The organism is Streptomyces griseus (assembly GCF_001715295.1).
Classification (GTDB): Bacteria; Actinomycetota; Actinomycetes; order Streptomycetales; family Streptomycetaceae; genus Streptomyces; species Streptomyces griseus_G.
The window spans coordinates 364039-389219 of the sequence record NZ_MDKB01000004.1 but is presented as its reverse complement, the minus strand read 5'-3'; the positions used below and the strand labels follow the sequence as shown (position 1 = coordinate 389219).

At 73.5% G+C, this 25181-nt stretch carries 22 protein-coding genes; 12 read left to right on the top strand and 10 right to left on the bottom strand.

Features of this window, described 5'->3' with window-relative positions; translation table 11 throughout:
- Nucleotide 1 precedes the first annotated feature (1 nt).
- Nucleotides 2-1489, top strand: a complete 1488-nt coding sequence (locus tag BA175_RS23340; RefSeq protein WP_069173451.1) for a tripartite tricarboxylate transporter permease — start codon at nt 2-4, stop codon at nt 1487-1489.
- Nucleotides 1490-1523: 34 nt separating this feature from the next.
- Entirely contained in the window at nt 1524-3002 is a 1479-nt protein-coding gene (locus BA175_RS23335; RefSeq protein ID WP_079159745.1) for a trifunctional class I SAM-dependent methyltransferase/NUDIX hydrolase/VOC family protein, read from the top strand.
- Nucleotides 3003-3034: 32 nt separating this feature from the next.
- Here the strand turns inward: BA175_RS23335 and BA175_RS23330 are convergent, their stop codons facing one another.
- Together BA175_RS23330 and BA175_RS23325 are read right to left on the bottom strand one after the other, a co-directional pair.
- A complete protein-coding gene (locus tag BA175_RS23330; protein ID WP_069173450.1) occupies nt 3035-3538 on the bottom strand; it encodes a DUF402 domain-containing protein in 504 nt (167 codons plus the stop codon).
- Nucleotides 3516-4439, bottom strand: a complete 924-nt coding sequence (locus tag BA175_RS23325; RefSeq protein ID WP_069173449.1) for a GNAT family N-acetyltransferase — start codon at nt 4437-4439, stop codon at nt 3516-3518. Before BA175_RS23325 ends, BA175_RS23330 begins: the two co-directional genes overlap by 23 nt.
- 69 nt (nt 4440-4508) lie before the next feature.
- Between BA175_RS23325 and BA175_RS23320 the strand changes: the two genes are divergently transcribed.
- Nucleotides 4509-4883: a GntR family transcriptional regulator gene (locus BA175_RS23320; protein ID WP_069173448.1), complete on the top strand. Its 375-nt coding sequence runs from the start codon at nt 4509-4511 to the stop codon at nt 4881-4883.
- Nucleotides 4884-4945: 62 nt separating this feature from the next.
- Here the strand turns inward: BA175_RS23320 and BA175_RS23315 are convergent, their stop codons facing one another.
- Nucleotides 4946-6040 (bottom strand): DUF5925 domain-containing protein, encoded by a 1095-nt coding sequence (locus BA175_RS23315; RefSeq protein ID WP_069173447.1) that lies wholly within the window; start codon nt 6038-6040, stop codon nt 4946-4948.
- Nucleotides 6041-6279: 239 nt separating this feature from the next.
- Between BA175_RS23315 and BA175_RS23310 the strand changes: the two genes are divergently transcribed.
- Together BA175_RS23310 and BA175_RS23305 are read left to right on the top strand one after the other, a co-directional pair.
- On the top strand, nt 6280-7089 hold the full coding sequence (locus tag BA175_RS23310) for an SGNH/GDSL hydrolase family protein (protein ID WP_069173446.1): 810 nt from the start codon (nt 6280-6282) through the stop codon (nt 7087-7089).
- 351 nt (nt 7090-7440) lie between these two features.
- The gene (locus BA175_RS23305) at nt 7441-7704 is read left to right on the top strand and encodes a hypothetical protein (protein ID WP_079159743.1); all 264 of its coding nucleotides are present in this window, start codon (nt 7441-7443) and stop codon (nt 7702-7704) included.
- Between the two features lie 10 nt (nt 7705-7714).
- Here the strand turns inward: BA175_RS23305 and BA175_RS23300 are convergent, their stop codons facing one another.
- The 4 genes from BA175_RS23300 to hmgA all read right to left on the bottom strand — a co-directional run bounded on the left by BA175_RS23300 (nt 7715) and on the right by hmgA (nt 12622).
- Entirely contained in the window at nt 7715-8947 is a 1233-nt protein-coding gene (locus BA175_RS23300) for a CaiB/BaiF CoA transferase family protein (RefSeq protein ID WP_069173445.1), read from the bottom strand.
- A 163-nt stretch (nt 8948-9110) separates the two neighbouring features.
- Complete coding sequence (locus tag BA175_RS23295) at nt 9111-10340, bottom strand: type ISP restriction/modification enzyme (protein WP_069173444.1); 1230 nt, start codon at nt 10338-10340, stop codon at nt 9111-9113.
- Between the two features lie 141 nt (nt 10341-10481).
- Nucleotides 10482-11258, bottom strand: a complete 777-nt coding sequence (locus BA175_RS23290) for a GntR family transcriptional regulator (protein ID WP_254667947.1) — start codon at nt 11256-11258, stop codon at nt 10482-10484.
- A gap of 44 nt (nt 11259-11302) precedes the next feature.
- On the bottom strand, nt 11303-12622 hold the full coding sequence (gene hmgA, locus BA175_RS23285) for a homogentisate 1,2-dioxygenase (RefSeq protein WP_069173442.1): 1320 nt from the start codon (nt 12620-12622) through the stop codon (nt 11303-11305).
- A gap of 102 nt (nt 12623-12724) precedes the next feature.
- On the opposite strand from hmgA, the gene BA175_RS23280 reads away from it, so the two are divergent.
- The 6 genes from BA175_RS23280 to BA175_RS23255 all read left to right on the top strand — a co-directional run bounded on the left by BA175_RS23280 (nt 12725) and on the right by BA175_RS23255 (nt 21447).
- Nucleotides 12725-13360, top strand: coding sequence for a TetR/AcrR family transcriptional regulator (locus tag BA175_RS23280; RefSeq protein WP_069173441.1), 636 nt, complete (start codon nt 12725-12727; stop codon nt 13358-13360).
- Between the two features lie 166 nt (nt 13361-13526).
- Nucleotides 13527-15707, top strand: coding sequence for a molybdopterin oxidoreductase family protein (locus tag BA175_RS23275; protein WP_069173440.1), 2181 nt, complete (start codon nt 13527-13529; stop codon nt 15705-15707).
- 121 nt (nt 15708-15828) lie between these two features.
- The gene (locus BA175_RS23270; RefSeq protein WP_069173439.1) at nt 15829-17301 is read left to right on the top strand and encodes a CitMHS family transporter; all 1473 of its coding nucleotides are present in this window, start codon (nt 15829-15831) and stop codon (nt 17299-17301) included.
- Nucleotides 17298-18605 carry an MFS transporter gene (locus BA175_RS23265; RefSeq protein WP_079159742.1) on the top strand — a complete coding sequence of 436 codons (1308 nt, stop codon included), beginning with the start codon at nt 17298-17300 and terminating at the stop codon, nt 18603-18605. The genes BA175_RS23270 and BA175_RS23265 overlap by 4 nt, the downstream gene beginning before the upstream one ends.
- 270 nt (nt 18606-18875) lie before the next feature.
- Nucleotides 18876-20270, top strand: a complete 1395-nt coding sequence (locus BA175_RS23260; RefSeq protein ID WP_069173438.1) for an aldehyde dehydrogenase family protein — start codon at nt 18876-18878, stop codon at nt 20268-20270.
- An 82-nt stretch (nt 20271-20352) separates the two neighbouring features.
- A complete protein-coding gene (locus BA175_RS23255) occupies nt 20353-21447 on the top strand; it encodes a Zn-dependent alcohol dehydrogenase (protein WP_069173437.1) in 1095 nt (364 codons plus the stop codon).
- A 72-nt stretch (nt 21448-21519) separates the two neighbouring features.
- Here BA175_RS23255 and BA175_RS23250 read toward each other — a convergent pair whose 3' ends face one another.
- Genes BA175_RS23250 through BA175_RS23240 form a run of 3 tightly spaced genes read right to left on the bottom strand, consistent with a single transcriptional unit; the run spans nt 21520 to nt 23960 of the window.
- A complete protein-coding gene (locus tag BA175_RS23250; RefSeq protein ID WP_069173724.1) occupies nt 21520-22497 on the bottom strand; it encodes a DMT family transporter in 978 nt (325 codons plus the stop codon).
- A 44-nt stretch (nt 22498-22541) separates the two neighbouring features.
- The gene (locus BA175_RS23245) at nt 22542-23270 is read right to left on the bottom strand and encodes an ArsR/SmtB family transcription factor (protein WP_069173436.1); all 729 of its coding nucleotides are present in this window, start codon (nt 23268-23270) and stop codon (nt 22542-22544) included.
- Nucleotides 23271-23285: 15 nt separating this feature from the next.
- The gene (locus BA175_RS23240) at nt 23286-23960 is read right to left on the bottom strand and encodes a TetR/AcrR family transcriptional regulator (protein ID WP_069173435.1); all 675 of its coding nucleotides are present in this window, start codon (nt 23958-23960) and stop codon (nt 23286-23288) included.
- 63 nt (nt 23961-24023) lie between these two features.
- Here BA175_RS23240 and BA175_RS23235 point away from each other — a divergent pair, with 63 nt between their 5' ends.
- Nucleotides 24024-25175, top strand: coding sequence for an acyl-CoA dehydrogenase family protein (locus tag BA175_RS23235; protein WP_069173434.1), 1152 nt, complete (start codon nt 24024-24026; stop codon nt 25173-25175).
- The last annotated feature ends 6 nt before the right edge of the window (nt 25176-25181 follow it).

Sequence of the window (25181 nt, the reverse complement as noted above, 5' to 3'; positions counted from 1 at the left end):
GATGGACTCCCTCAACTCCCTCGTCGACGGCTTCGGCACGGCACTCACCCCGGTCAATCTCCTCTGGGCGGCGCTCGGCGTCCTGCTCGGCACGGCGATCGGTGTGCTTCCCGGCATCGGACCCGCCATGGCCGTCGCCCTTCTGCTCCCGGTGACGTACGGGCTCGAACCGACCGGTGCCTTCATCATGTTCGCCGGGATCTACTACGGCGCCATGTTCGGCGGCTCCACCACCTCGATCCTCCTCAACACCCCCGGGGAGAGCGCCGCGGTCGTCGCCGCGATCGAGGGCAACCCCATGGCGAAGGCCGGCCGCGGTGCCCAGGCGCTCGCCGCCGCGGCCATCGGGCACTTCACCGGCGGCATGATCGGCACGATCCTGCTGGTCGTCCTCGCCCCCACCGTCGCCTCGCTGGCCGTCGACATCGGCGCGCCGGACTACTTCGCCATCATGGTGCTGGCCTTCATCGCCGTCACCTCCGTCCTCGGCTCCTCCCGGATCCGCGGTCTCGCCTCCCTGCTCATCGGCCTGACCGTCGGCCTCGTCGGCCTGGACCAGATGACCGGCCAGCAGCGGCTGACCTTCGGCTCGCTCCAACTGGCCGACGGCATCGACGTGGTGATCGTCGCGGTCGGACTCTTCGCCATCGGCGAAGCCCTCTGGGTCGCCGCGCACCTGCGCCGCTCCACCGGCACCCCGATCCCCGTCGGCCGCCCCTGGCTCGGCAGGGCCGACGTCCGGCGCACCTGGAAGTCCTGGCTGCGCGGGCCCGTCATCGGCTTCCCGTTCGGGGCGATCCCGGCGGGCGGCGCGGAGATCCCCACCTTCCTCTCGTACGTCACCGAGAAGCGGCTCTCCAAGCACCGCGACCAGTTCGGCAAGGGCGCCATCGAGGGCGTCGCGGGACCCGAGTCGGCGGCCTCCGCCTCCGCCGCCGGAACCCTGGTCTCCATGCTCACCCTCGGTCTGCCCACCACGGCCGTCGCCGCCGTGATGCTGGCCGCCTTCCAGCAGTACGGAATCCAGCCGGGTCCCCTCCTGTTCGAACGCGAACCGGATCTGGTCTGGGGTCTGATCGCCTCGCTCTTCGTCGGCATGGTGCTGCTGCTCGCCCTCAACCTGCCGCTGGCCCCCCTGTGGGCGAAGCTCCTGCGGATCCCGCGCCCCTACCTCTACGCGGGCATCCTCTTCTTCGCCGCCGTCGGCGCCTACGCGGTCGGCGGGGAGGCCCTGGACCTGGTGATCCTGCTGGTCATCGGGGTACTCGGGTTCGGGATGCGCAGATACGGGCTGCCGGTGCTGCCCGCGGTGATCGGCGTCATCCTCGGCCCGGCCGCCGAACAGCAGCTGCGGCGCGCGCTGCAGATCAGCGACGGCAGTGTCACCGGCCTGGTCGACACACCGTTCTCCGTGACGGTGTACGTGATCGTCCTGCTGATCCTCCTCTGGCCGCCGGTGAAGAAGGTGATCACCCGGGTGCGGGCCTGACGGAGCGCCGGCGACGGCTGGGAGGATGGGGGCCATGACCACGATCGACTGGGACGCCGCCGCCGACTCCTTCGACGAGGAGCCCGACCACGGGCTCCTCGACCCGGCCGTCCGCGGTGCCTGGGCACGGCGCATGGAGACCTGGCTGCCCGCCGTCCGCTCCGAGGTCCTCGACCTCGGCTGCGGCACGGGCAGCCTCGCGCTGCTGGCCGCCGCCCAGGGACACCGGGTCACCGCCGTGGACCTGTCGCCGCGCATGGCCGGACGGGCGCGCGCCAAACTCGCCGGGACGGGCGCCGAGGTCCTCGTGGGCGACGCCGGACGGCCGCCCGTCGGCGGACAGCGGTTCGACGTGGTCCTCGCCCGGCACGTGGTGTGGCTGCTGCCCGACCCCGCGGCCGCGCTGCGCCACTGGTTCGGGCTGCTGCGGCCGGGCGGGCGGCTGGTCCTCGTCGAAGGGATGTGGGGCGGCGTCGGACTCCCGGCGGCCCGCCTCACCGCCCTGCTCGCCCCGTACACCGAGCGCATCCACCACGAACCGCTCTCCGGCGACGCCCGGCTCTGGGGCAGGGAGGTCGACGACGAGCGGTACGCCCTGGTCGCCCGCGCCGAACCGGCGCGCCGGCACAGCGAGGTCGTCGACGTCCACCTGATCCTGCGCCGCGGCCCCGAGGTACTGCTCGCCCGGCGGGCGGGCACCGGATACGCGGACGGACTGCTCCACGCCCCCTCCGGCCACGCGGAGGACGGCGAGGACGTCCGGGAGGCGATGATCCGGGAGACGGCCGAGGAGATCGGCGTCGTCCTGGACCCGGACGAGCTCCGGGTCGCCCTCGTCATGCAGCACCGGGGCCCCGGCGGCAACCCCCGGATGGGCTGGTTCTTCGAGGCGGAGTACGACCCCGCCCGCCCGCCCCGCAACGCCGAACCGGAGAAGTGCTCCGAGCTCGGCTGGTTCCCGCTGGACGCGCTGCCCGACGACATGGTCGCCTACTGCCGCGCCGGACTCGACGGCTACCGCGCCGAGGAGCGCTTCCTGGTCCACTGGCACGAGGACGGCGACTCCGTCGGGTACACACCGGACGGGCCGCGGCGGGCCGTCCCGCTGCCCGCGGCCCCGGTCCCCACCGGCCGGGTGCACCACATCGAGCTGTGGGCGCCCGGCCTGGCCGAGGCCGAGGCGGAGTGGGGCTGGCTGCTCGGCGAGCTGGGCCACGTCCCGTACCAGCGCTGGGCGCACGGCCGCAGCTGGCGGCGCGGCGACACGTACCTCGTGGTCGAACAGTCACCGGACCTGGCGCGGGGCCCGCACGACCGGCTGCGCCCCGGGCTCAACCACCTGGCGTTCCACGTCCGGGACCGCGCCACGCTCGACGCGCTGGTGGCACGCGCCCCCGGCCACGGCTGGCGGCTTCTCTTCCCCGACCGCCATCCGTACGCCGGCGGCAGCGGGCACTACGCGGCCTACCTGGAGAACACGGCCGGTTACGAGGTGGAGCTGGTCGCTCCCTGAACCGCCGTGGCAGGCGGCCGGACGCACCGCGGTCATCCGACGAGTGCGGCCAGCCCCTCGGTGCGGGCCAGGTGTTCGAGCTCGTCCAGTGCCCGTACGGCGGCCCGAGCCGCCGCCGGGTCCCGGCCCGCGAGGCCGCTCTCCTCGAACTCGTCCTCGTCCAGCCGCAGGACGGCCGAGCCGTCCGCCGCCACCCAGAGGTCGAGGTCCAGGTCCTCGACGAGGAGCTCGTCCCCGCACAGGACGGCGGGCCGGGTGATGTCGCAGTACCAGCCCTTCAGTTCGCCGCCACCCGTGCGGACCTCCTTCACCGCGAACCAGCGGTCACGCCAGTAGTGCTCGGTGAGGACGTCCCCCGGCTCGAACCGCACGAAGCCGAAGTCCCGGACACCGGGGGCCGCCCACGGGGCCCGGACGGTGATGCGGGTGCCGTCGTCGCGGACCGGCTCGGCCGGGTAACGGATCTTCGCACGGCCTGCCTTGACCAGGGCGACCGTCAGCGTGCGCCCCGGCTCAGCGGATGAGGTGGCGGACATGCCGTACCTCCGTCGCACAGACGGTGTAGCCGAACCACGCGTTGACGCTCAGCATGGGACCGTTCCCCGTGTCGTTCCCGGTGTAGGCGTCCGTGTATCCGGCGGCCCGCGCCCGGTGCAGTGAGTGGTTCTTGGCCAGTTTCGCAAGACCGCGGCCGCGGAAGGCCCGGCGGGTTCCGGTCATGGCCGAGGAGTATCGGGCCGACCCGTCGGTCCGCGCCGCGCTGAACGCCGCGACCTCGCCGTCCACCGTCACGACCGAGGTGAGCTCCTGATCGAAGCCGGGCTTTCGCCAGACGGAGGTCAGCCAGTCCTCGTAGTCGGAGAGCTCGGCCGGGGTGTCGCTCGGCTCGTCGGCCGTCACCTCGGCATCCGCGTCGAACAGGGGGCGCGGGTCGTCCGCGAAGTCGGCCCCGGTGCGCAGCTCGGTCCCCGGTGGCGGCTCCTGGAGCGGGGGCAGCGTGCCGTGCGCCAGATCCAGGTGGAGGAAGTGCGCCGACCGGCTCGCCACGTATCCGCGCTTCTCGGCGAAGGCCCGGTTCGCCGGCTCGTCGAGCACCCACGTGTGGACGCTCCTGGCGCCGACGTCGGCCAGATACTCCTCGGCCGCGCTCACCAGCAGCGAACCGGCCCCACGCCCCGTCCGGTCCGGGTGGGTGTACGGGTTGCAGAAACCGAGGCCCGGCTGAGGGCTCTCGTGGGCGAGGCCGACCCGGGCCGTCGCGATCACCTCGCCCTCCTCCTCGGCCACCAGCGGCCGGTACCGCATGGCCGGACCGGCGCAGGCCAGGTCGCCGAGGACCTGGTCCACGGTCGTCACCATGTAGGGCAGTGCGGCGCGCCGCACCCGCACCCAGGCCTCCGCGTCGGCGGGGCGGAAGTCTCGAACGATCACCGTCATGCGGGGGACGGTACGCGGGCGGGCGGGGCGGCCGCCTCCGAATTTCCGGTGATGGGAGAGAATCGGGCCGTGACCCTGACGATCACCGTTGACCCGGACTCCGCCACCGCCCCGTACGAACAGCTGCGTGCCCAGCTCTCCGCGCAGGCGCGCTCCGGTGTGCTGCCCGTCGGCTACCGGCTCCCGACCGTACGCGGCCTCGCCGGCGAGCTGGGCCTGGCCGCCAACACCGTCGCCAAGGCCTACCGTGCGCTGGAGGCCGACGGGGTGATCGAGACCCGGGGCCGCAACGGCACGTTCGTCGCGGCGGCCGGTGACGCCGCGGCCCGCAACGCGGCGGCCGCCGCCCAGGATTACGCCGACCAGGCCCGGCGGCTGGGCGTCTCCCGCGCGGACGCGCTCGCCCTGGCCGAGGACGCGGTGCGCGCGGCGTACGCGCGGTAGCCCTCCGGCTCTCGCTCGCCTTCCGGGCCGTCCGTGATCCGCTGTGCCCGGGCGCCTCCCTCTCAGAGGTACAGCCCCGCGTCCACCCCCGCGTCCTGCTTCGGCACGGAGGCCGGTCCGCTGCCCCGGCGCAGCGCGTACAGCTCCGCGAGGGTCGCGCCCTCCCGGCCGATGCCCTCCTCGGTGCCCAGCCAGGACACCGACTCGGCGCGGGTCAGCGAGCCCACCTCGATGCGGGCGAGACAGCGGCCGGGCCTGACGACCGCCGGGTGCAGCCGCTCCAGGTCCTCGTTGGTCGTCACACCCACCAGTACCTTGCGGCCCTGGCCCAGCAGTCCGTCCGTCAGGTTCAGCAGACGGGACAGCGCCTGACCGGCCGTGTGCTTGGCCTCACCGCGGATCAGTTCGTCGCAGTCCTCCAGGAGCAGCAGCCGCCACCGCCCCTTCGCCGAGCTGTCGTCCTCCCCGATGGCGATGTCCATCAGATAGCCGACGTCGTTGAAGAGCTGCTCCGGGTCGAGCACGCAGTCGACCTGGCACCAGTCGCGCCAGGACCGGGCCAGCGTGCGCAGGGCGGAGGTCTTCCCGGTGCCCGGAGGCCCGTGCAGCAGAAGCAGCCGGCCCGCGATGTCGTCCGGGGTCACCTTCATCAGCCGGCCCATGGCGTCGGCGACCGGAGCGGTGTAGTTGGCGCGGATCTCGTCCCAGGTGCCCGCGGCGATCTGCCGGGTGGTGCGGTGCGGGCCGCGGCGCGGGGAGACGTACCAGAAGCCCATCGTCACGTTGTCCGGCTGCGGTTCCGGTTCGTCCTGCGCGCCCTCGGTCGCCTCGGCCAGCACCTTCTCCGCCAGTTCGGCGCCGGTCGCGGTGACGGTGACGTCGGCCCCGTGGTTCCACCGGGAGACGAGCAGCGTCCATCCCTCGCCCTCGGCGAGCGTGGCACTGCGGTCGCCGTCACGGGCCGCCCGCAGCACCGTGGCCGCCGGTGGCAGCAGGGTCGCCCCCGGCCGCACCCGGTCGAGGGAGCGACTGTGCGAGTAGGGCTGCTCGCCCGTCGTGAAGCGGCCGAGAAACAGCGCGTCCACGACATCGGACGGCGAATCGCCGTCGTCCACGGTGAGCCGGATCGGGAGAGCGGACTCGGGGTTGGCAGACATGGCGCCCATGATCCGGCACGGCGGGTGCCCGTGCACCCAGGTTTCGGCAGCCGTGCCGTGACGGTCGACTGGCGGGCGAGGGCCCCTCTGCCCCTTCTGCACCCATAGGGCAGAAAATCTGATGTGGCATCAGGTTGCCGTATCGGAAACTTCGTTGGACGTTCTTGGCATGAACACTTCCGGAAATCGCGCCGGTGGGCTACCACAGAGTAGGCAGAGATCCTGCCCAAGGAGGTCTCATGAAAATGTCCAGACTCGTGGCGTTCTCGTCCTCGCTCTTCCTCGGCGTCGCCCTCGCACTGACCGGCGCGAGCGTCGCCAGTGCCGGCGAATCCGTTCAGGGCGTCGACTACGTGGCGCTCGGTGATTCGTACTCCTCCGGCGTCGGAGCCGGCAGTTACGACACCGCGAGCGGTGGCTGCAAGCGCAGCACCCGCGCCTACCCGGTTCTCTGGAAGGCGGCCAACGCCCCGTCCTCGTTCGCCTTCACCGCGTGCTCGGGGGCCGTCACGAGCGACGTCACGGCCGGTCAGCTCGGCCCGCTGAACTCCTCGACCGACCTCGTGTCGATCTCCATCGGCGGCAACGACGCGGGCTTCGCCGACGTCATGACCACCTGTGTCCTCCAGTCCGAGTCCACCTGTCTGAGCCGGATCGCCACCGCCCGCGCCTACGTCGACTCCACCCTGCCCGGCAGGCTGGACTCGGTGTACTCCGCGATCAGCGCCAAGGCGCCTGCCGCCCGCGTCGTCGTCCTCGGCTACCCCCGCTTCTACCAGCTCGGCGGAGGCTGCATCGCCGGACTGAGCGAGACGGAACGGGCCGCCATCAACAGCGCCTCCGACTACCTCAACGCGGCGACCGCCAAGCGGGCCGCCGACCACGGCTTCGCCTTCGGCGACGTCACCCAGACCTTCACCGGGCACGAGATCTGCTCGGGCAGCGCGTGGCTGCACAGCGTCAACTGGCTGAACATCGGCGAGTCGTACCACCCCACCGCGGCCGGGCAGTCGGGCGGCTATCTGCCGGTCTTCTCCTCCAAAGCCTGACCGTAGGCCTCCGCACCTCCCCGTTCCTGCCCGCGGTGCGTCCCGGCGCGTCTACGCGCGTCGCCACCGGGTCACCGCCCGGCGTGCCCGGCCCGGAACGGCCACCGGGGAGGAGCCCCTCGGCAAGGGGGCTCCTCCACGGTCCCGGCGTACGTCCCGGCGTGCGCCCGCGTCCAGGCCGGGGGCCCGCCCGTCCCGCCCAACAGGCCCTGGAGCCGGTCGAATTCGGTAACGGACCGTCAACCTCCATGCACGTGTGTGCAATCCTGCGGGCGGGATACACGAGTGTCAGCGCGGGACGATAGGGTTAACCTGCCCGGGCCGGGTGCCCTCGTACGGGTGGGGAGTGACATGGAACAGATAACGGTGCGCAGCAGGCCGCGTGTGCCTGCCATCACATGCGGGAGCAGCGCGAGCAGTTCACGGCTCGACCGCCATCTCGCAGTGCTGGGCGGACCCGCCGTCCCGCAGCGGGAGTCCGCGGAAGCGACGCTGCTGATGCTCGAGCTCACTTCGCGTGACGCCGCGCACAGCCGTGGGAGCAGGAGCGCGCGTGTCTCGCTCTTCGCCCCGCTGCGACGGCTGCGGCGCTCGCTCTTCGGCAGCCGCCACTGACCGACGGCTGTCAGCACAGGTCCGGCCCACCGCTCGGTGCCGGACCAGCGATCACTCCGTCCCGGCGCAGTGCTGCTGTCTGCTCGCCCGTCATCCCCAGGGCATGCAGCGTTGCGTCGGTGTGTTCCCCCAGCGCCGGTACGGCACCCATCGGCGCCGGCGCGCCGCCCGGCAGAACGATCGGCGGCAGCAGCGCGCGCAGCGGCCCGGCCGGCGTCGCCACCTCCCGCCACCGGTCCCGTGCGGCCAGTTGCGGGTGAGCCGCCACGTCCGCGACCGTGTTCAGCCGGGCGCAGGCGATCCCCGCCGCGTCCAGCCTGGCCCGTGCCTCCCCGCTCTCGAGGGCGGCGAGAGCCGCGCCCACCACGGCGTCGGTCCGCGCACGGTTCGCCGTCCGGGCGGCATTCGTCGCGAAGTCCGGGTCCTCGGCCAGTTCCGGCCGCTCCAGCACCAGTTCGGCGAGCCGGCGCCATTCCCGGTCGTTCTGCACGGAGAGCAGCAGCCGCTGTCCGTCCGCCGTGCGGTAGGCGTCGTACGGGGCGATGACCGCGTGGGCGAGGCCCGTGCGCGCCGGGGCTTCGCCGCCGTGCATCCCGTGGTGCAGCGGATGCCCCATCCACTCGGCCAGCGCGTCCAGCATGGAGATCTCGACCGGCCCGCCGTGTCCGGTGGTGGCCCGCCGCAGCAGCGCGGCGAGCACGCCGGAGAACGCGTACATCCCCGCAGCGATGTCCGCGGCGGGCACGCCCGCCTTCACCGGCTGCCCGGGGGTCCCCGTGACGGACACCAGCCCCGCCTCGCACTGGACGAGCATGTCGTAGGCCCGCCGGTGGGCGTACGGGCCGTCCGCCCCGTACCCCGAGATGTCCACGGCGACCAGCCGGGGGTGCGCGGCGCAGAGGGCGGCTGCGTCCAGCCCGAGCCGCGCGGCGGCCCCCTGCGCCAGGTTCTGCACGAACACGTCGGCGTCCGCGACGAGCCGGCGCACCACGTCCAGACCGCGCGGGTCCTTGAGGTCGACCGCCACCGACTCCTTCCCCCGGTTGCACCAGACGAAGTGGGAGGCGAGCCCGCCCGCGGCGGTGTCGTAACCGCGTGCGAAGTCGCCCCCGTCCGGGCGCTCGATCTTGACGACTCTGGCGCCGAGGTCGGCGAGCTGCCGGGTGGCGAACGGGGCGGCGACGGCCTGCTCGACGGCGACCACGGTGATCCCGGCCAGGGGGAGGGGCTGAGTGCTGCTCATGGGACCCGTGCATACCGTCCGCAGGGCGGCTCTGTCACGCGTTCGGACGGCACCGGCCGACGGGCGTCGCCGGCGCCGCGCCCCGGACGTCCCCCGCGACGTCTCCTGGCCCGCCCCGGACGGGCCCCTCGACCCTGGCGGCCCCCGGGCGCGCCCGGGGGGTTCACAGCAGGGCGAACTGCCCCTCCGGGCCCTCCTCGTGGTGGTCCAGCACCGAGGCCGGCCGCCGTGCCGCCGCCGGAACGGGCAGCACCCCGGCCGTGCGCAGGTCGTACCGGGTCAGTGCGTCCGCCCGGTCGAGGTCGTCCCACAAGGCCGCCTGCCGGGGCCGCAGTTCGTCGAGCAGGGCCAGTACGGTGATGAGTTCGAGCAGCTCCGAGGTCCACTCCCGCGGCCAGCCGCGCGGACCCAGGGCCGCCAGACCCTCCGCCCCCTCCCGCAGGGTGCGGCGCTCGCACCAGAGCTCCAGCATCCGCACACCGTTCACCCGGAACTCCCAGGCCCCGGCCGGCACGGGTGAGATCCGTCCCCCGCCGAGCACGAGCGTCTCCTCATCGGCGTCGTAGGCCGGCGCGGCCGGCCGCACCGGGATCGCGGCCCGCACGTAGGGGCGGCGGCCCCCGGGGAGGCGCGGGCGTTCCCCGCCGCGCGCCCCGCGCAGGTGCACCCGCAGCAGTTCCCGGCCCAGCTCCACACCCCGCGCCCACAGGGCGCCGTCCGCGGGCAGCGGCACGACGGGCCCGGCGGGGGAGGGCCGGGCGGTGGCGAGGATCCAGGCCAGCACGGCACCGGCGCCGCCGGCCTCGCCGTACCGGGAGCCCAGCACACCGAGCAGACCCGGGGCGAGGTTGGGCTCACGGCCGCCGGGCCGCCGGTAGAGGGGCCTGATCCGGCCGGGCCGGCCGGCGGGCGAGTGACCGTCGGGCAGCAGCGCCGTGACGGAGAGCGCGGGCCCGGTGTCCCGCGGCAGGACACCGTGCTCGACGGCGAAGAGCTGGTGCCCGTCGGCCACGCGCCACAGTTCCGGGCGGGCCGCGTCGATCAGCCGCTGGTCGGGGACGATCCACTGCGCGTCGAAGGGACCGTGCAGGATCCGTACGGGCTCCGGGTACGGGCCGGGGTCCCGGGCGAACCCGCCCGTCCCGGTGGTGCGGCCCGGCAGCGCGGCTGCCGGAGCCAGGGGCGTACGCGCGCGGCTCGGCCGGAACAGGCGCTCCTGCTCGGCGCCTTCGGCACGTGCGAGCGCGTCCCAGCGGGCGCGGAGCGACCCGGCGTCCGGGGCCGTCACCCAGGGGCGGCCCGGCCTCAGCGGCCGTACGGACCAGGGCATGAGATCGTCCAGCAGTGGGCAGGCCCCGTCCCCGCCGGCTCCGGCCACCACCCGTGCTGCCACCGTGTCGTCCTCCCCGTCGCCACGTCCGCCGCCCAGGGCATCGTAACGACGTCGGGCGGCGTGCGCCGTGGGGCGGGCGGCTCCTGGTGCGGCCTTTTGAGCGTGGGCCCCGCGTGTGCCGTCCCGTGGGCGGGGCGTCCGTCAGTGCGCGTCCACCGTCACCGAGAAGGCGAAGCGGTCCCCCCGGTAGCGGATGCGCGCCACGTCGACGACCCGGCCCTCGTCGTCGTACGTCACGCCCGTGCAGTGCAGGATCGGGCTGAGCAGCGGCACCTGGAGGAGCTCCGCCGTGGCCGGATCGGCGAGGCGGGCCTCGACGGTGTCCGTGATCCGGGAGATCCGTATCCCGACGGCGTCCCGCAGCACCTTCGTCATCGGCCACCGTTCGAGGTCGGTGACGTCGATGCGGGCCGCGGTCTCCGGACGTACGGCGTTCTCCGCCCAGTTGGTGGGCTCGCCGGTGCTCGCGTCGCGGCGCAGCCGCCGGTAGCTGACCACCTCGGGGCAGTCCGGGAAGAACTCGGCGAGCTCCCCAGGGACGGGGGCCGGGCCGTGGCCGAGCACGGTCGTCAGTTCGCCCGACTGCTGGGCGACGATCGTGTCGATCGAACCCAGCAGCCGGACCGGCGACACCCGCCGGGCGCGCGGCTCGATGAACGTGCCGCGCCTGCGGTGCCTGCTGATCAGGCCCTCCGCCTCCAGCTCCTTGAGTGCCTGGCGCATGGTGAGGACGCTGACGCCGTAGTGCACGGCGAGCTGCTCCTCGGTGGGCAGCCGCGGCGACGCGTCCTGCGGGCGGCCCAGTATGGAGGCCCGCAGCGACTGCGAGACCTGGTACCACAGCGGCAGTTTGCGGTTGAGCACCAGGGAGTCGGGGGCGAAGGCGGGCGTACGACTCACCTCGTTCACCTGGTCCATCCCGTCCACCCGGTCTCTCTGCGCCGTGGGCCGGCCGCGCGGTGTCACGCCCGGAAGGTGCGGCTCAGACCCTGCCACACGTCGTCGTACCCGCGCTGCAGGTGGCCCGCGGTCGCGGCCTGGGCCGTCGCCGTGACCGGCCAGCGGGTCTCGAACATGAACGCGAGGCCGTCGTCGATCTTCTGCGGCTTCAGCTCCGCCGCGCTGGCCCGCTCGAAGGTCTCACGGTCCGGGCCGTGCGCCGACATCATGTTGTGCAGCGAACCGCCGCCCGGGACGAAGCCGCCCGCCTTGGCGTCGTACGCGCCCTCGATCAGGCCCATGTACTCGCTCATCACGTTGCGGTGGAAGTACGGCGGGCGGAAGGTGTCCTCGCCGACGAGCCAGCGCGGGGCGAAGACGACGAAGTCGACCCCGGCCAGTCCGGGGGTGTCGGACGGCGAGGTCAGGACGGTGAAGATCGACGGGTCGGGGTGGTCGTAGCTGATGGTGCCGATGACGTTGAAGCGGCCCAGGTCGTAGACGTACGGCGTGTGGTTGCCGTGCCAGGCGACGACGTCGAGCGGCGAGTGGCCGTACGTCGCCGACCAGAGGTTGCCGCAGAACTTGTTGACGACCTCGACCGGCCCCTCGCGGTCCTCGAACGCGGCGACGGGAGCCAGGAAGTCCCGTGCGTTGGCAAGGCCGTTGGCGCCGATCGGACCGAGGTCGGGAAGGACGAACGGCTGCCCGTAGTTCTCGCAGACGTAGCCGCGGGCGGTGGGGTCCAGCAGCTCCACACGGAAGCGGATCCCCCGGGGGATCAGCGCCACGTGGCCCGGTTCCGCCCGCAGCAGGCCGAGTTCGGTACGCAGCAGCAGACCGCCGCGCTCGGGCACGATCAGCAGCTCCCCGTCGGAGTCGCTGAACACCCGGTCCGTCATGGACGTGTTGGCGTGGTAGAGGTGCACGGCCATGCCGGTGCGCCGCGTCGCGTCGCCGTTGCCCCCCAGTGTCCACAGGCCCGCCAGGAAGTCCGTCCCGGGCGGGGCCTCGGGCAGGGGGTCCCAGCGCAACCGGTTCGGGTCGGGGACCGTCTCGGTGAACGGGGCCGAGCGCAGGGCGCCGTTGCCGATGCGCACGAAGGCGGGGTGGGCCGCGGAGGGGCGGATCCGGTAGAGCCAGGAGCGGCGGTTGCGGGCGCGGGGCTCGGTGAAGGCCGAGCCGCTCAGCTGCTCCGCGTACAGACCGAGGGGTGCGCGCTGGGGGGAGTTGCGGCCGTGCGGCAGGGCTCCGGGAACCGCCTCCGAGCTGTGCTCGTTACCGAAACCGGCGGAGTGACCGAGCCGCTCCGCCGTCTTCCTCGCCTGCTCGATGCCGCTCATCCTGCGCTCCCGGTGGAAGGGGGACCCATGGAGCCCCCGACGAAGAATCCTATGGGCAACCGTAGGAATGGAAACGCGGCCCGTCAACGGCATACGGGCATCATGGGGACCGTGTCCCATGTGCATACGAACCTCAGGCGCGTCCCCGTGCAGCAGCGCAGTGCCGAACGCCTCGCCCGGATACTCGACGCCGGCGCCGGACTCCTGGACGAGACCGGCTACGAGCAGCTCTCCACCCGGGCGGTGGCCGACCGGGCCGGGGTGCCCATCGGTTCCGTCTACCGGTTCTTCCCCAACAAGCGGGCGCTGGTCGACGCGTTGGCCGCCCGGAACCTCGACCTCTACGCCGAACGTGTCGTCGCCCGGCTCGTGGCCGTCCCGCACCGGGAGTGGCGCGCCGCCATCGACGCCGTGCTCGACGAGTACCTGGCGATGAAGCGCTCGGTCCCCGGCTTCACCCTCGTCGACTTCGGGCCTCCCGCCCCGGTCGCCGGCCCGCTCGACGAGTCCAACCAGCGGGTCGCGGCCCGCCTGACGGAGCTGCTCGCGGGGCATCTCGGCCAGGGGGAGGCAGGGCCCGTCGCCGACGCCGGTCTCCAGCGGACGGTGCTGGTCTGCGTGCAGGCCGCCGACGCGCTGCTCCAACTCGCCTTCCGCGGCGACCCGTCGGGCGACCCGGACCTGATCGCGGAGACCCGGGTCCTGCTGGAGGCCTATCTGGTCCGGACGCTCGAATGAGGCCGTTCCGGCCGGCCGGATCCCGTGACGCCACCACCTCGCCACCATCCGTACCGGTCGGTATGCTCGGTCGCGCGGGAGACCGGAGACCGCGCCCGCCGCGCGGGCCGGGGTCCGCACCACCGCGTACCCGCGCGCCACCGCTGCCGCCGCCCCGGGAGGGCCCATGTCCAGCGAGACCCGCACCGCCCTGCGCGTCTGCCCGCTCTGCGAAGCCACCTGCGGACTCACCCTCACCGTCGAGGGCACCACCGTCACCGGCGCCCGCGGCGACCGGGACGACGTCCTCAGCCGCGGCTTCATCTGCCCCAAGGGCGCCGCCTTCGGAGCGCTCGACGCCGATCCCGACCGGCTGCGCACCCCCCTCGTGCGCACCGACGGCGTCCTGCGCGAGGCGACCTGGAGCGAGGCCTTCGACACGATCGCCGCGCACATCCCGGCCCTCACCGAGACGTACGGCAGCCAGGCGGTCGGCGTCTACCTGGGCAACCCCAACGTCCACACGACGGCCGGCGCGCTGTACCCGCCGGTGCTGCTGTCCGCGCTCGGCACCCGCAACGTCTTCACCGCGAGCACCCTGGACCAGATGCCCAAACACGTCTCCAGCGGGCTCCTCTTCGGCGACGCCCACGCCATCCCCGTACCCGACCTGGACCGCACCGGGCACCTCCTGCTGATCGGCGCCAACCCGCTGGAGTCCAACGGCAGTCTCTGCACCGCGCCCGACTTCCCCGGCAAGCTCAAGGCCCTGCGCCGGCGCGGCGGCACCCTCACCGTCATCGACCCGCGCCGCACCCGCACCGCGCGCCTCGCCGACCGGCACGTCCCCATCAGGCCCGGCACCGACGCCCTGCTGCTCGCCGCGCTCACCCAGGTCCTCATCGAGGAGAAGCTCACCGACCCCGGCGCACTGGCCGGGCACCTCGACGGCTACGACGAACTCGCCGAAGCCATCGCCGGCTTCACCCCCGAAGCCGTGGCCGCCGCCTGTGACGTGGAACCCGAAGCCGTCCGCGCGATCGCCCGCGAACTCGCCGCCGCCCCCGCGGCGGCCGTCTACGGGCGCATCGGCAGCTGCACCGTCGAGCACGGCACCCTGGCCAGCTGGCTCGTCGACGTACTCAACATCCTCACCGGCAACCTCGACCGGCCCGGCGGCGCGCTCTTCCCGCTCTCCGCCACCGCACGCGCACCCCGCCCCGCGGGCCCCGGGAAGGGCTTCGCCCTGGGGCGCTGGCGCAGCCGCGTCTCCGGGCATCCCGAGGCGAAGGGTGAACTGCCCGCCGCCGCGCTCGCCGAGGAGATCGAGACCCCGGGGGAGGGGCGGATCCGCGCCCTGATCGTCATCGCGGGCAACCCGGTGCTCTCCGCACCCGACGGCGACCGGCTCGACCGGGCGCTCGCCGACGGCCTCGACTTCATGGTCAGCGTCGACCCGTACCTCAACGAGACCTCACGCCACGCGGACGTCGTGCTGCCCCCGCCGCCGCCCTCGCAGAGCGCCCACTTCGACTTCGCGTTCAACTCCTTCGCCGTCCACAACCAGGTCCGCTACAGCCGTCCCGCCGTGCCCCTGGAGGAGGGCCGGATGGACGAGAACGAGATCCTCGCCCGGCTCGTCCTCGCCGTCGGCGCCCGGCACGGCGCACCGCCCGAGTCCGTCGACGACCTGGTCATCGCCACGACGCTCGCCCGGGCCGGCGCACCGGAGTCGCTCGCCGCCGAACTGACCGGCCGCGACGGGGCCGAGCGGCGCCTCGACCTGATGCTGCGTCTCGGCCCGTACGGGCTCACGCTGGAGCAGCTCCTCGAGCACCCGCACGGCATCGACCTCGGACCGCTGAAGCCGCGCCTCCCGGAGTTGCTGAAGACCCGCAGCGGCCGCGTCGAACTGTTCCCCGCACCCCTGGCCGCCGATCTGCCCCGGCTGCGGGCCGCCCTCGACGAGCGTCCCACCGGTCTCGTCCTCGTCGGCCGCCGCCATCTGCGGTCCAACAACAGCTGGATGCACAACGTCGCCCCGCTCCGCGGCGGTTCCAACGTCTGCACCCTGCAGATCCACCCCGACGACGCGGCCCGTCTCGGTCTCGCCGACGGCGACACGGCCCGCGTCACCGCGGCCGGTGGCGAGGTCGAGGCACCCGCCGAGATCACCGACGCGGTACGCCCCGGGGTCGTGAGCCTGCCGCACGGCTGGGGACACAGCCGTCCCGGTACCCGTACGACCGTCGCCGGGAGGGACCCGGGGGTCAACGTGAACCAGCTGCTGACCGGTGCCCTCCTGGATCCGCTCTCCGGCACCGCTGTACTCAACGCCGTGCCCGTCTCCGTATCACCAACTCGCTGACCTGGGGTTTTGCTCGTATTGCTCACACGTCGACATCTTGTTAACACCTCTGCGAGGCCCCTAACGTCATCCGGGCCGCCGAGTCCGGCGCGCGTTCAAAGGTGAACGTTAGGTATCCCATATGCTGACCATCCTCGGATTTGCCATGATCGCGACCTTCCTGGTCCTGATCATGATGAAGAAGATGTCGCCGATCGCGGCGCTGGTTCTGATCCCCGCCCTCTTCTGCGTAGCCGTCGGGCAGGGTGCGAAGCTCGGCGACTACGTCATCGAAGGCGTCGGCAACCTCGCGCCGACGGCGGCGATGCTGATGTTCGCCATCGTCTACTTCGGGGTGATGATCGACGTCGGCCTCTTCGACCCGATCGTCCGGGGCATCCTGCGCTTCTGCAAGGCCGACCCGATGCGGATCGTCGTCGGTACGGCCGTGCTCGCCGCGATCGTCTCGCTGGACGGCGACGGCTCCACCACCTTCATGATCACCGTCTCGGCCATGTACCCGCTCTACAAGCGGCTGAAGATGAGCCTGGTCGTGATGACGGGTGTCGCCGCCACGGCGAACGGTGTCATGAACACCCTGCCCTGGGGCGGGCCCACGGCCCGCGCCGCCACCGCGCTCCACGTGGACGCGGCCGACATCTTCGTGCCGATGATCCCGGCCCTCGCCGTCGGACTGCTCGCCGTCATCCTGCTGGCCTGGGTCCTGGGCCGCCGCGAGCGCGGGCGGCTCGGCACCCTCACCCTCGACGACGTGCTCGTGACCGAGTCCGAGACCGTGCTCGTCGGCGCCGGGGCCGGCGGCGACCGGAAGGGGGCGGCGCGTGGCACCGGATCCTCCCTCGGCACGGCGTCCGCGGGGTCCTCCACCGGCGCCGTCCCCACCGGCGAGGACGGGCTGCGGGCCGAGAGCGGGAAGATCGGCACGGACGGCGCGGACACCGGCGAGGGGTTCAAGGGGCTCGACCCGAACCGGGCCACGCTGCGGCCCAGGCTCTACTGGTTCAACGCCGGCCTCACCCTGGCCCTCCTGACGGCCATGATCCTGGAACTCATGCCGATCCCGGTGCTCTTCCTGATCGGTGCCGCCCTCGCCCTCACCGTCAACTTCCCCCGCATGCCCGACCAGCGGGCCCGCATCGCGGCCCACGCCGACAACGTCCTCAACGTCTCGGGCATGGTCTTCGCCGCCGCCGTCTTCACCGGCGTCCTCACCGGCACCGGCATGGTGGAACACATGGCCGACTGGGTCGTCGGTGCCGTCCCCGACGCCATGGGCCCGCACATGGCGCTCGTCACCGGGCTGCTGAGCCTGCCCCTGACCTACTTCATGTCCAACGACGGCTTCTACTTCGGTGTCCTGCCCGTCCTCGCCGAGGCCGGCGCCGCCCACGGGGTCTCCCCGCTGGCGATCGCCCGCGCCTCCATCGTGGGACAGCCGCTGCACATGTCGTCCCCGCTCGTGCCCGCCGTGTACGTCCTGGTCGGCATGGCCAAGGTCGAGTTCGGCGACCACACCAGGTTCACCGTCAAGTGGGCCGTGCTCACCTCGCTCGTGGTCCTCGGCGCCGGCATCCTCTTCGGCACCCTCGGATGACACCCCCGGATCCACGGCCCGGCAGGGGCTGGCTGCTGCGCCTCGTCATCGCCTTCGCCTTCGCACAGGCGGCGGTGTCGATGGCGCGGCCCGCCGTCTCCTACCGGGCCCTCTCCCTGGGTGCCGACGAGCGGGCGATCGGCGTCATCGCCGGGGCGTACGCGCTGCTCCCGCTCTTCGCCGCCGTACCCCTCGGCCGCCGGACCGACCACGGCCGCTGCGCACCCCTGCTGCCCGCCGGCGTGCTCCTGATCGCCGGCGGCTGCGCGCTCGGCGGTGGCTCGGGGTCGCTCACCGCGCTGGCGGCCTGGAGCGGGGTCATGGGCCTGGGCCACCTCTGCTTCGTGATCGGCGCCCAGTCCCTCGTCGCCCGGCAGTCGGCGCCCGCCGACCAGGACCGGAATTTCGGCCACTTCACCATCGGTGCCTCCCTCGGCCAGCTCATCGGCCCGATCGCCGCCGGATACCTCGTCTCCGGGCGGGACGGCGCGATGGCCCGTACGAGCGCGCTCGCCCTGCTCGTCTCCGCGGCCGTCGCCGCCGTCTCCCTCGCCGCCCTGTGGCGCGTCGAACACCGCACGGGCCGCGGCTCCCGCCCGCCGGCGGCGCGGAAGGTCCCGGTGGGCCGCATCCTGCGGAGCCGCGGCGTACCGGCGGGCATCTTCGTCAGCCTCGCCGTGCTGTCCGCCACCGACATCCTGACCGCCTACCTGCCGGTCGTCGGCGAGCACCGCGGCATCGCGCCCGCCACGGTCGGACTGCTGCTCAGTCTCCGGGCCGCAGCCACCATCGCCTGCCGGGTGGTCATGACCCCGATGCTGCGCCTCCTCGGCCGTACGGCGCTGCTCTCCTCGACCTGCCTGCTCGGGGGCCTGCTCTGCGCGGCTCTCGTCCTGCCCGTACCGGTGTGGGGGCTCGCCCTGATGCTGGCCGTCCTGGGCTTCTGCCTGGGCGTCGGCCAGCCGCTGTCGATGACCACCGTCGTCCGGGCCGCCCCCGCCGGGGCCCGCTCCACCGCCCTCGCGCTCCGGCTCACCGGCAACCGCCTCGGCCAGGTCGCGGCCCCCGCCGCGGCGGGGCTGACGGCGGGGGTCGCGGGGACCGCCGCGCCGTTCGTGATGCTGGGCGCCCTGCTCCTCGCGGCGGCGGGACTGGGCCTGCGCGGGGACGGCGGGGCGGCCGGCCGGGAAGCTGGTACCGGCCCCGAACCGCACCCGAGCCGCCCGCCCGGCTGTCCCGCCGAGCCCGCCGGGGAGGACGTCGCGGGGGAGGGGGCCGTGCGGGAGAGCGGATCCCCTGCCTGACCCGGGCCGCGCGACGCGGCGGCGATCCACCGGAGGAGCGCGCCCCGGCGGGCCACCATGACGCCGGGCGCACTCCCGCCCCGGGACCTCCCGGCCCTCGGCGTGCGCCGGGTGCCGGCAGCCCTGCGTGACCCGCGTCTCCGGCCGTTCCCTGGCGCCTGAAAACTAACAGCGCTAGTTTGGGCGGGGCCGCATCCGTCCAGGACGCAGGACGTGGACGCGGAACGCACGGCTTCGGCGGCAGGCACAGCGAGCCCGGAAGGGGCAGTCATGAAGGCGCATGACGGGATGTACATCGGCGGCGCGTGGCGACCCGCCGCGGGCCAGGACACGATCGCGGTCGTGAACCCGGCGGACGAGCAGGTCATCGGCCACGTCCCGGCGGGCACCGCGCAGGACGTCGACGACGCGGTGCGCGCCGCGCGCGCCGCGTTCCCCGGCTGGGCCGCGACCCCGCCCACCGAGCGCGCCGCGCGGATCGCCGCCCTGCGTGACGTGCTGGCCGCCCGCAGGGGCGAGATCGCCGAGACGGTGACGGCGGAGCTCGGCTCCCCGCCCGGGCTGTCCCAGGTGGTGCACGCGGGCGTCCCCGTCCTGGTCGCCGGCTCGTACGCCGAACTGGCAGCGACGTACGCGTTCGAGGAGAAACTGGGCAACTCGACCGTCCTGCTGGAACCCGTCGGCGTCGTCGGGGCGATCACCCCCTGGAACTACCCGCTTCACCAGATCGTCGCCAAGGTGGCCCCCGCGCTCGCCGCCGGCTGCACCGTCGTCCTCAAGCCCGCCGAGGACACCCCGCTCGTCGCCCAGCTCTTCGCCGAGGCCACCGAGGAGGCGGGCCTGCCGGGCGGTGTGTTCAACCTGGTGACCGGCCTGGGCCCGGTCGCCGGACAGGCCCTCGCCGAGCACGAGGACGTCGACATGGTCTCCTTCACCGGTTCCACGGCGGTCGGCAGGCAGATCGGCGCCACGGCGGGCGCGGCCGTCAAGCGGGTGGCGCTGGAGCTCGGCGGGAAGTCCGCCAACGTGATCCTGCCCGGTGCCGACCTGGCCAGGGCGGTCAACGTCGGCGTCGCCAACGTGATGTCCAACTCCGGCCAGACGTGCAGCGCCTGGACCCGGATGCTGGTCGACGCCGAGCGGTACGAGGAGGCCGTGGCCCTCGCGGCGGCGGCCGTCGCCAAGTACGTGCCCGGGGAGCGGGTCGGCCCCCTCGTCAACGCCAAGCAGCAGGCCCGGGTGCGGGGTTACATCGAGAAGGGCGTCGAGGAGGGCGCCCGCCTCGTCGCCGGCGGCCCCGAGGCGCCCAGGGAACAGGGCTACTACGTCCGCCCCACCGTGTTCGCCGACGTGACGCCCGACATGACCGTCGCACGGGAGGAGATCTTCGGTCCGGTGCTCTGCCTCCTGCGCTACGAAGACGTCGACGACGCCCTGCGGATCGCCAACGACACCGTGTACGGGCTGGCCGGGGCCGTCTGGGCGGCCGACGACGCGGAGGCCGTCGCCTTCGCCCGCCGCATGGACACCGGACAGGTGGACATCAACGGCGGCCGCTTCAACCCCCTGGCGCCCTTCGGCGGCTACAAGCTATCCGGAGTGGGGCGCGAACTCGGCCCGCACGGCCTGGCCGAGTACCTCCAGACCAAGTCCCTCCAGTTCTGAACGCCTCGGCCGCCCAGTCGATCGGCCTTCCCCTACCTCAGCCGTCCAGCCCCTCTCCGATCCTTGACCGAGGAGTCCGTTCGTGGTCCGCGCCGCTGTACTGCCCGCCGTCGGAGCTCCCCTGGAGATCACCGACATCGAACTCCCGGAGCCGGGACCCGGCCAGGTGAGCGTCAGGCTCGCCGCCGCGGGTGTCTGCCACTCCGACCTGTCCCTGTCGAACGGCACCATGCGGCTGCCCGTCCCGGCCGTCCTCGGCCACGAGGGGGCCGGGACGGTTCTGGCCGTCGGCGAGGGCGTCACCCATGTCGCCGCCGGCGACCCCGTCGTCCTCAACTGGGCGCCGTCCTGCGGGGAGTGTTTCCACTGCGGGATCGGTGAGGTCTGGCTCTGCGCCGACGCGCTCAAGGGGGCCGGCAACATCCACGCCCGTACGGCCGACGGCACGGAGCTCCACCCCGGACTCAACGTGGCAGCCTTCGCGCAGGAGACCGTCGTCGCCGCGAACTGCGTGCTGCCCGCCCCGGCCGGCATCCCGCTGGACGACGCCGCCCTGCTCGGCTGCGCGGTGCTGACCGGATACGGGGCGGTGCACCACTGCGCCCGGGTCCGTGAGGGCGAGAGCGTCGTCGTCCTCGGCATCGGCGGGGTGGGCCTCGCCGTCCTGCAGTCGGCGCGCCTCGCGGGCGCCTCGCAGGTCATCGCCGTCGACGTCTCGCCCGAGAAGGAGGAACTTGCCCGGCGGGCCGGAGCCACCGACTACGTGGTCGCCTCCGACACCACCCCGCGCGCCGTCCGCAGGCTCACCGGCGGCCGGGGCGCGGACGTCGCCGTGGAGTGCGTGGGACGGCCCGCCACGATCCGCGGGGCGTGGGAGTCCACCCGCCGCGGCGGCCGCGCGACCGTCGTCGGTATCGGCGGCAAGGACCAGGTGGTGAGCTTCAACGCCCTGGAGATCTTCCACTGGGGCCGCTCGCTGACCGGATGCGTGTACGGCAACAGCGACCCCGCGCGTGATCTGCCCGTCCTGGCGGAACACATCCGCGCCGGGCGGTTCGACCTCTCCATGATGGTGACGGAACGCATCACCCTGGACGGTATCCCCGCGGCCTTCGACACCATGGTCGCGGGCCGGGGCGGCCGCGCGCTGGTGGTGTTCCCCGACGCGGCGGCCTGACCCGCCCGCTCCTTCGCCCGTTGCGGCGAACGCGTCCCGTGCCGGCCGGTCCCGGCCGGCACGGGCGCGGGCTCACTGCGGGGAGTCCGGCCGGGGGACGGACGTCACGGGTGCCGGCCCGCTGCCGGGCAGCCCCTCGTCCCGCGCGGTCCGGGCCCTGGTGCGCGAGACGGCGACACCGGCGAGGCAGAGCAGCCCGCCGCCGACGGTGAGCGCCGCGGGCACCTCGTCCAGCAGCAGCCACGACATCAGGACCACCAGCGCCGGTACCGCGTACGTCGTCGCGCCCATCCGGCCCGCGGTGGTGCGGGCCAGGGCGTAGGCCCAGGTGGTGAAGGCGAGCGCGGTCGGGAAGACGCCGAGATAGATCATGTTCAGCGTCGCGGAGGCGGGGGCGCGGGCCGCCTCGGAGACCAGCACGCCGGTGAACGGCAGGCAGGCGACCGTACCGGTCAGGCAGCCGAGCGTGGTGATCTGGAGCGGAGAGCCGTGCCGGAGCGCGGGCTTCTGGATGACGACCCCGCCCGCGTACGACACCGCGGCCAGCAGGCAGAGCAGCACACCGAGCACGGACGAACTCCCGTGCCCGGACATCGAGAGGCCCACGACGACGGCCCCCGCGAACGAGACGGCCATGCCGGTCAGGAGCCGGCGCGGCAGGCCCTCTCCCAGCAGCCGGGCGCCCAGCAGGGCCATCAGGATCGGCCCGATGTTCACGATCATGGCGGCCGTGCCCGCGTCGACCTGCTGTTCTCCCCAGTTGAGCACCACCATGTACAGCCCGAACCACAACAGCCCGGACCCGATGATGCCGGGCCACGCCCCCTTCGCGGGCAGCCCTTCCCGGCGTACGAGGAGGATCACGCCGAGTGTCAGCGTGCCCGCCAGCAGCCGGCCGAGGGCCAGCGCGCCGGGGGAGTAGGCCTCGCCCGCGCTGCGGATGGAGACAAAGGCGGAGGCCCACAGCACCACCGTGGTGGCGGCCGCCGCCGGGGCACGCCAGTCGCGGGCCGGCGGGGCGGTCGCCGGTGGGATCGGTGTCGTCGTCATGGTCACGACCGTAAGGCCGTCACGTGTCGGCACCCACCGAATTGTCAGGGCCCGTCAAGCGTCGCGGGGTCGACGCCCATGTGCTGCGACAGCGCCCGCCGCCCCTCGGGCGTGGCCCGTACCGCGCGGCCCGAACCGATCCGCTCGCACCAGCCGGCGTCGAGGACATGCGTGCACAGGGCGGCGCCCGCGGCCCCCGCCAGGTGCAACCGTCGTTCGGTCCAGTCCAGGCAGCCGCGCGCCAGGGGCCGCCGGGCCGCGGTGTCCAGGGGGACACCGAGCGTGGCGAACCACCGCACCCCGTCGTCGGTGAGCGCGAAGCCGGTGTCCTGGCGCAGCAGGCCGCGGGCGGTCATGGCGTCGGTGATCGTGATGCCGAGCCGTCCGGCGAGATGGTCGTAACAGGTGCGTCCCCGGGCCAGCGCGCTGCTGAGGCCAGCCGCGCCCAGGGTGCGGGGCCGCGCCTCGTCGGCCCCGGGGACGAGAGGGGCGGCGAGTTCCTCGACCAGCCGTGCCGTACGGGCGCCGGCGAGCCGCACATAGCGGTGGCGGCCCTGCCGCTCCTCGGCCAGCAGTCCGCCCGCGACCAGTTTCCCCAGGTGTTCGCTCGCGGTGGAGGGTGCCACCCCCGCGTGCCGGGCCAGCTCGCCCGCCGTCCAGGCGCGCCCGTCGAGCAGCGCGAGGCAGAAGGAGGCGCGGGTCTCGTCGGCGAGCAGTGCCGCGAACGAGGTGAGCCGGCGCGCGGCCGGATCTCCCGGTGTCCTGCGTGTCATGCCGTCCAGGATGCCTCAGGCACCGTTCGGTGCCGGCCGAACCGTGCCGTCGCCGACCGTCTGCTCGTACTGGAGCACGAGGCCGTCGAGGAGGGCCCGCAGCCCGGTCCCGAAGGCCCCCTCGTCGACCTGCTGGCGCCGGTCGGCGAGCAGGTGGGCCTGGCCGAGGTGGGGGTAGTCGGCGGGGTCGTACGCCGTCTCGTCGTCCACGAAGCCGCGGGCGAAGGAGCCGAGGGCCGAACCGGTGATGAAGTACCGCATCAGCGCGCCGATGTACGTCGCCTGGGCGGGCGGCCAGCCCGCCCGCACCATGGCCCCGAAGACCGCGTCGGCGACCCGGAGACCGGCCGGGCGGCGGCCGGGGCCCTGGGCCAGCACCGGGACGATGTGCGGGTGGGCGGCGAGCGCGGCGCGGTAGGAGACCGCCCAGTCGTGCAGGGCGGCGGGCCAGTCCCGCGGGTCCGACGCCTCGAACATCGACAGGTCGACCTGGGCGGACACCGCGTCGGCGACCGCGTCGAGGATCTCGTCCTTGTTCCGGAAGTGGTTGTAGAGCGAGGGCCCGCTGACCCCGAGCTCGGCCGCGAGCCGGCGGGTCGAGACGGAATCGAGCCCCTCGGCGTCCACGAGCGCGCTCGCCGCCTCGACGATGCGGTCTCTGCTGAGGAGGGGCTTGCGCGGTCGGGCCATGCGGCTCATAGTAGGCCCTGCAAGCATAAAACTAGCAGTGCTAATTAAAGTGGGTGTCACGGGATGAACCTGGAGCTGAGCGAGGAGCAGGAAGCCGTCCGGCAGCTCGCCGAGGACTTCGTCGCACGGGAGATCACTCCGCACGTCGTCGAGTGGGACCGCGCGGAGAGCGTCGACAAGTCGATCGTGAAGAAGCTGGGGGCCCTGGGCTTCCTGGGTCTGACGGTCCCTGAGGAGTACGGCGGCTCCGGCGGCGACCACCTCGCGTACTGCCTGGTGACCGAGGAACTCGGCCGCGGCGACTCCTCCGTGCGCGGCATCGTGTCCGTCTCGCTCGGCCTGGTCGCCAAGACGATCGCCTCGTGGGGCACCGAGAGCCAGAAGCGGCAGTGGCTGCCGAAGCTCACGGCGGGAGAGGCCGTCGGCTGCTTCGGGCTCACCGAGCCGGGCACCGGATCGGACGCCGGGAACCTGACGACCCGGGCCGTGCGGGACGGCGACGACTACGTCGTCAACGGCTCCAAGATGTTCATCACCAACGGCACCTGGGCCGACGTGGTCCTGCTCTTCGCGCGGACCGGAGACACCCCGGGCCACCGCGGCGTCTCCGCCTTCCTGGTCCCGGCCGACGCCCCCGGTCTGACCCGGCGCGCCGTCCACGGCAAGCTCGGGCTGCGCGGCCAGGCCACGGCCGAACTGGTGCTGGAGGACGTCCGGGTCCCCGTCACCGCGCTCCTGGGGCCCGAGGGCAAGGGCTTCTCCGTCGCCATGTCCGCCCTCGCCAAGGGGCGCATGTCGGTCGCCGCCGGATGCGTCGGCATCGCACAGGCCGCCCTGGACGCCGCCGTCCGGTACGCCGGCGAGCGCGAGCAGTTCGGGAAGTCCATCGCGAGCTACCAGCTCGTCCAGGAACTCATCAGCGACATCTCCGTGGACGTGGACGCCGCCCGCATGCTGACCTGGCGCGTCGCCGACCTCGTCGACCGCGGCCGGGACTTCGTGACCGCCGCCTCCACGGCGAAGCTCTTCGCCTCCGAGGCGGCCGTGCGCGCCGCCAACAACGCGCTCCAGGTGTTCGGCGGTTACGGCTACATCGACGAGTACCCGGTGGGCAAGCTGGTCAGGGACGCCCGCGTGATGACCCTGTACGAGGGCACCAGCCAGATCCAGAAGCTGATCATCGGCCGGGCGCTCACCGGAGTGTCCGCCTTCTGAACCCCG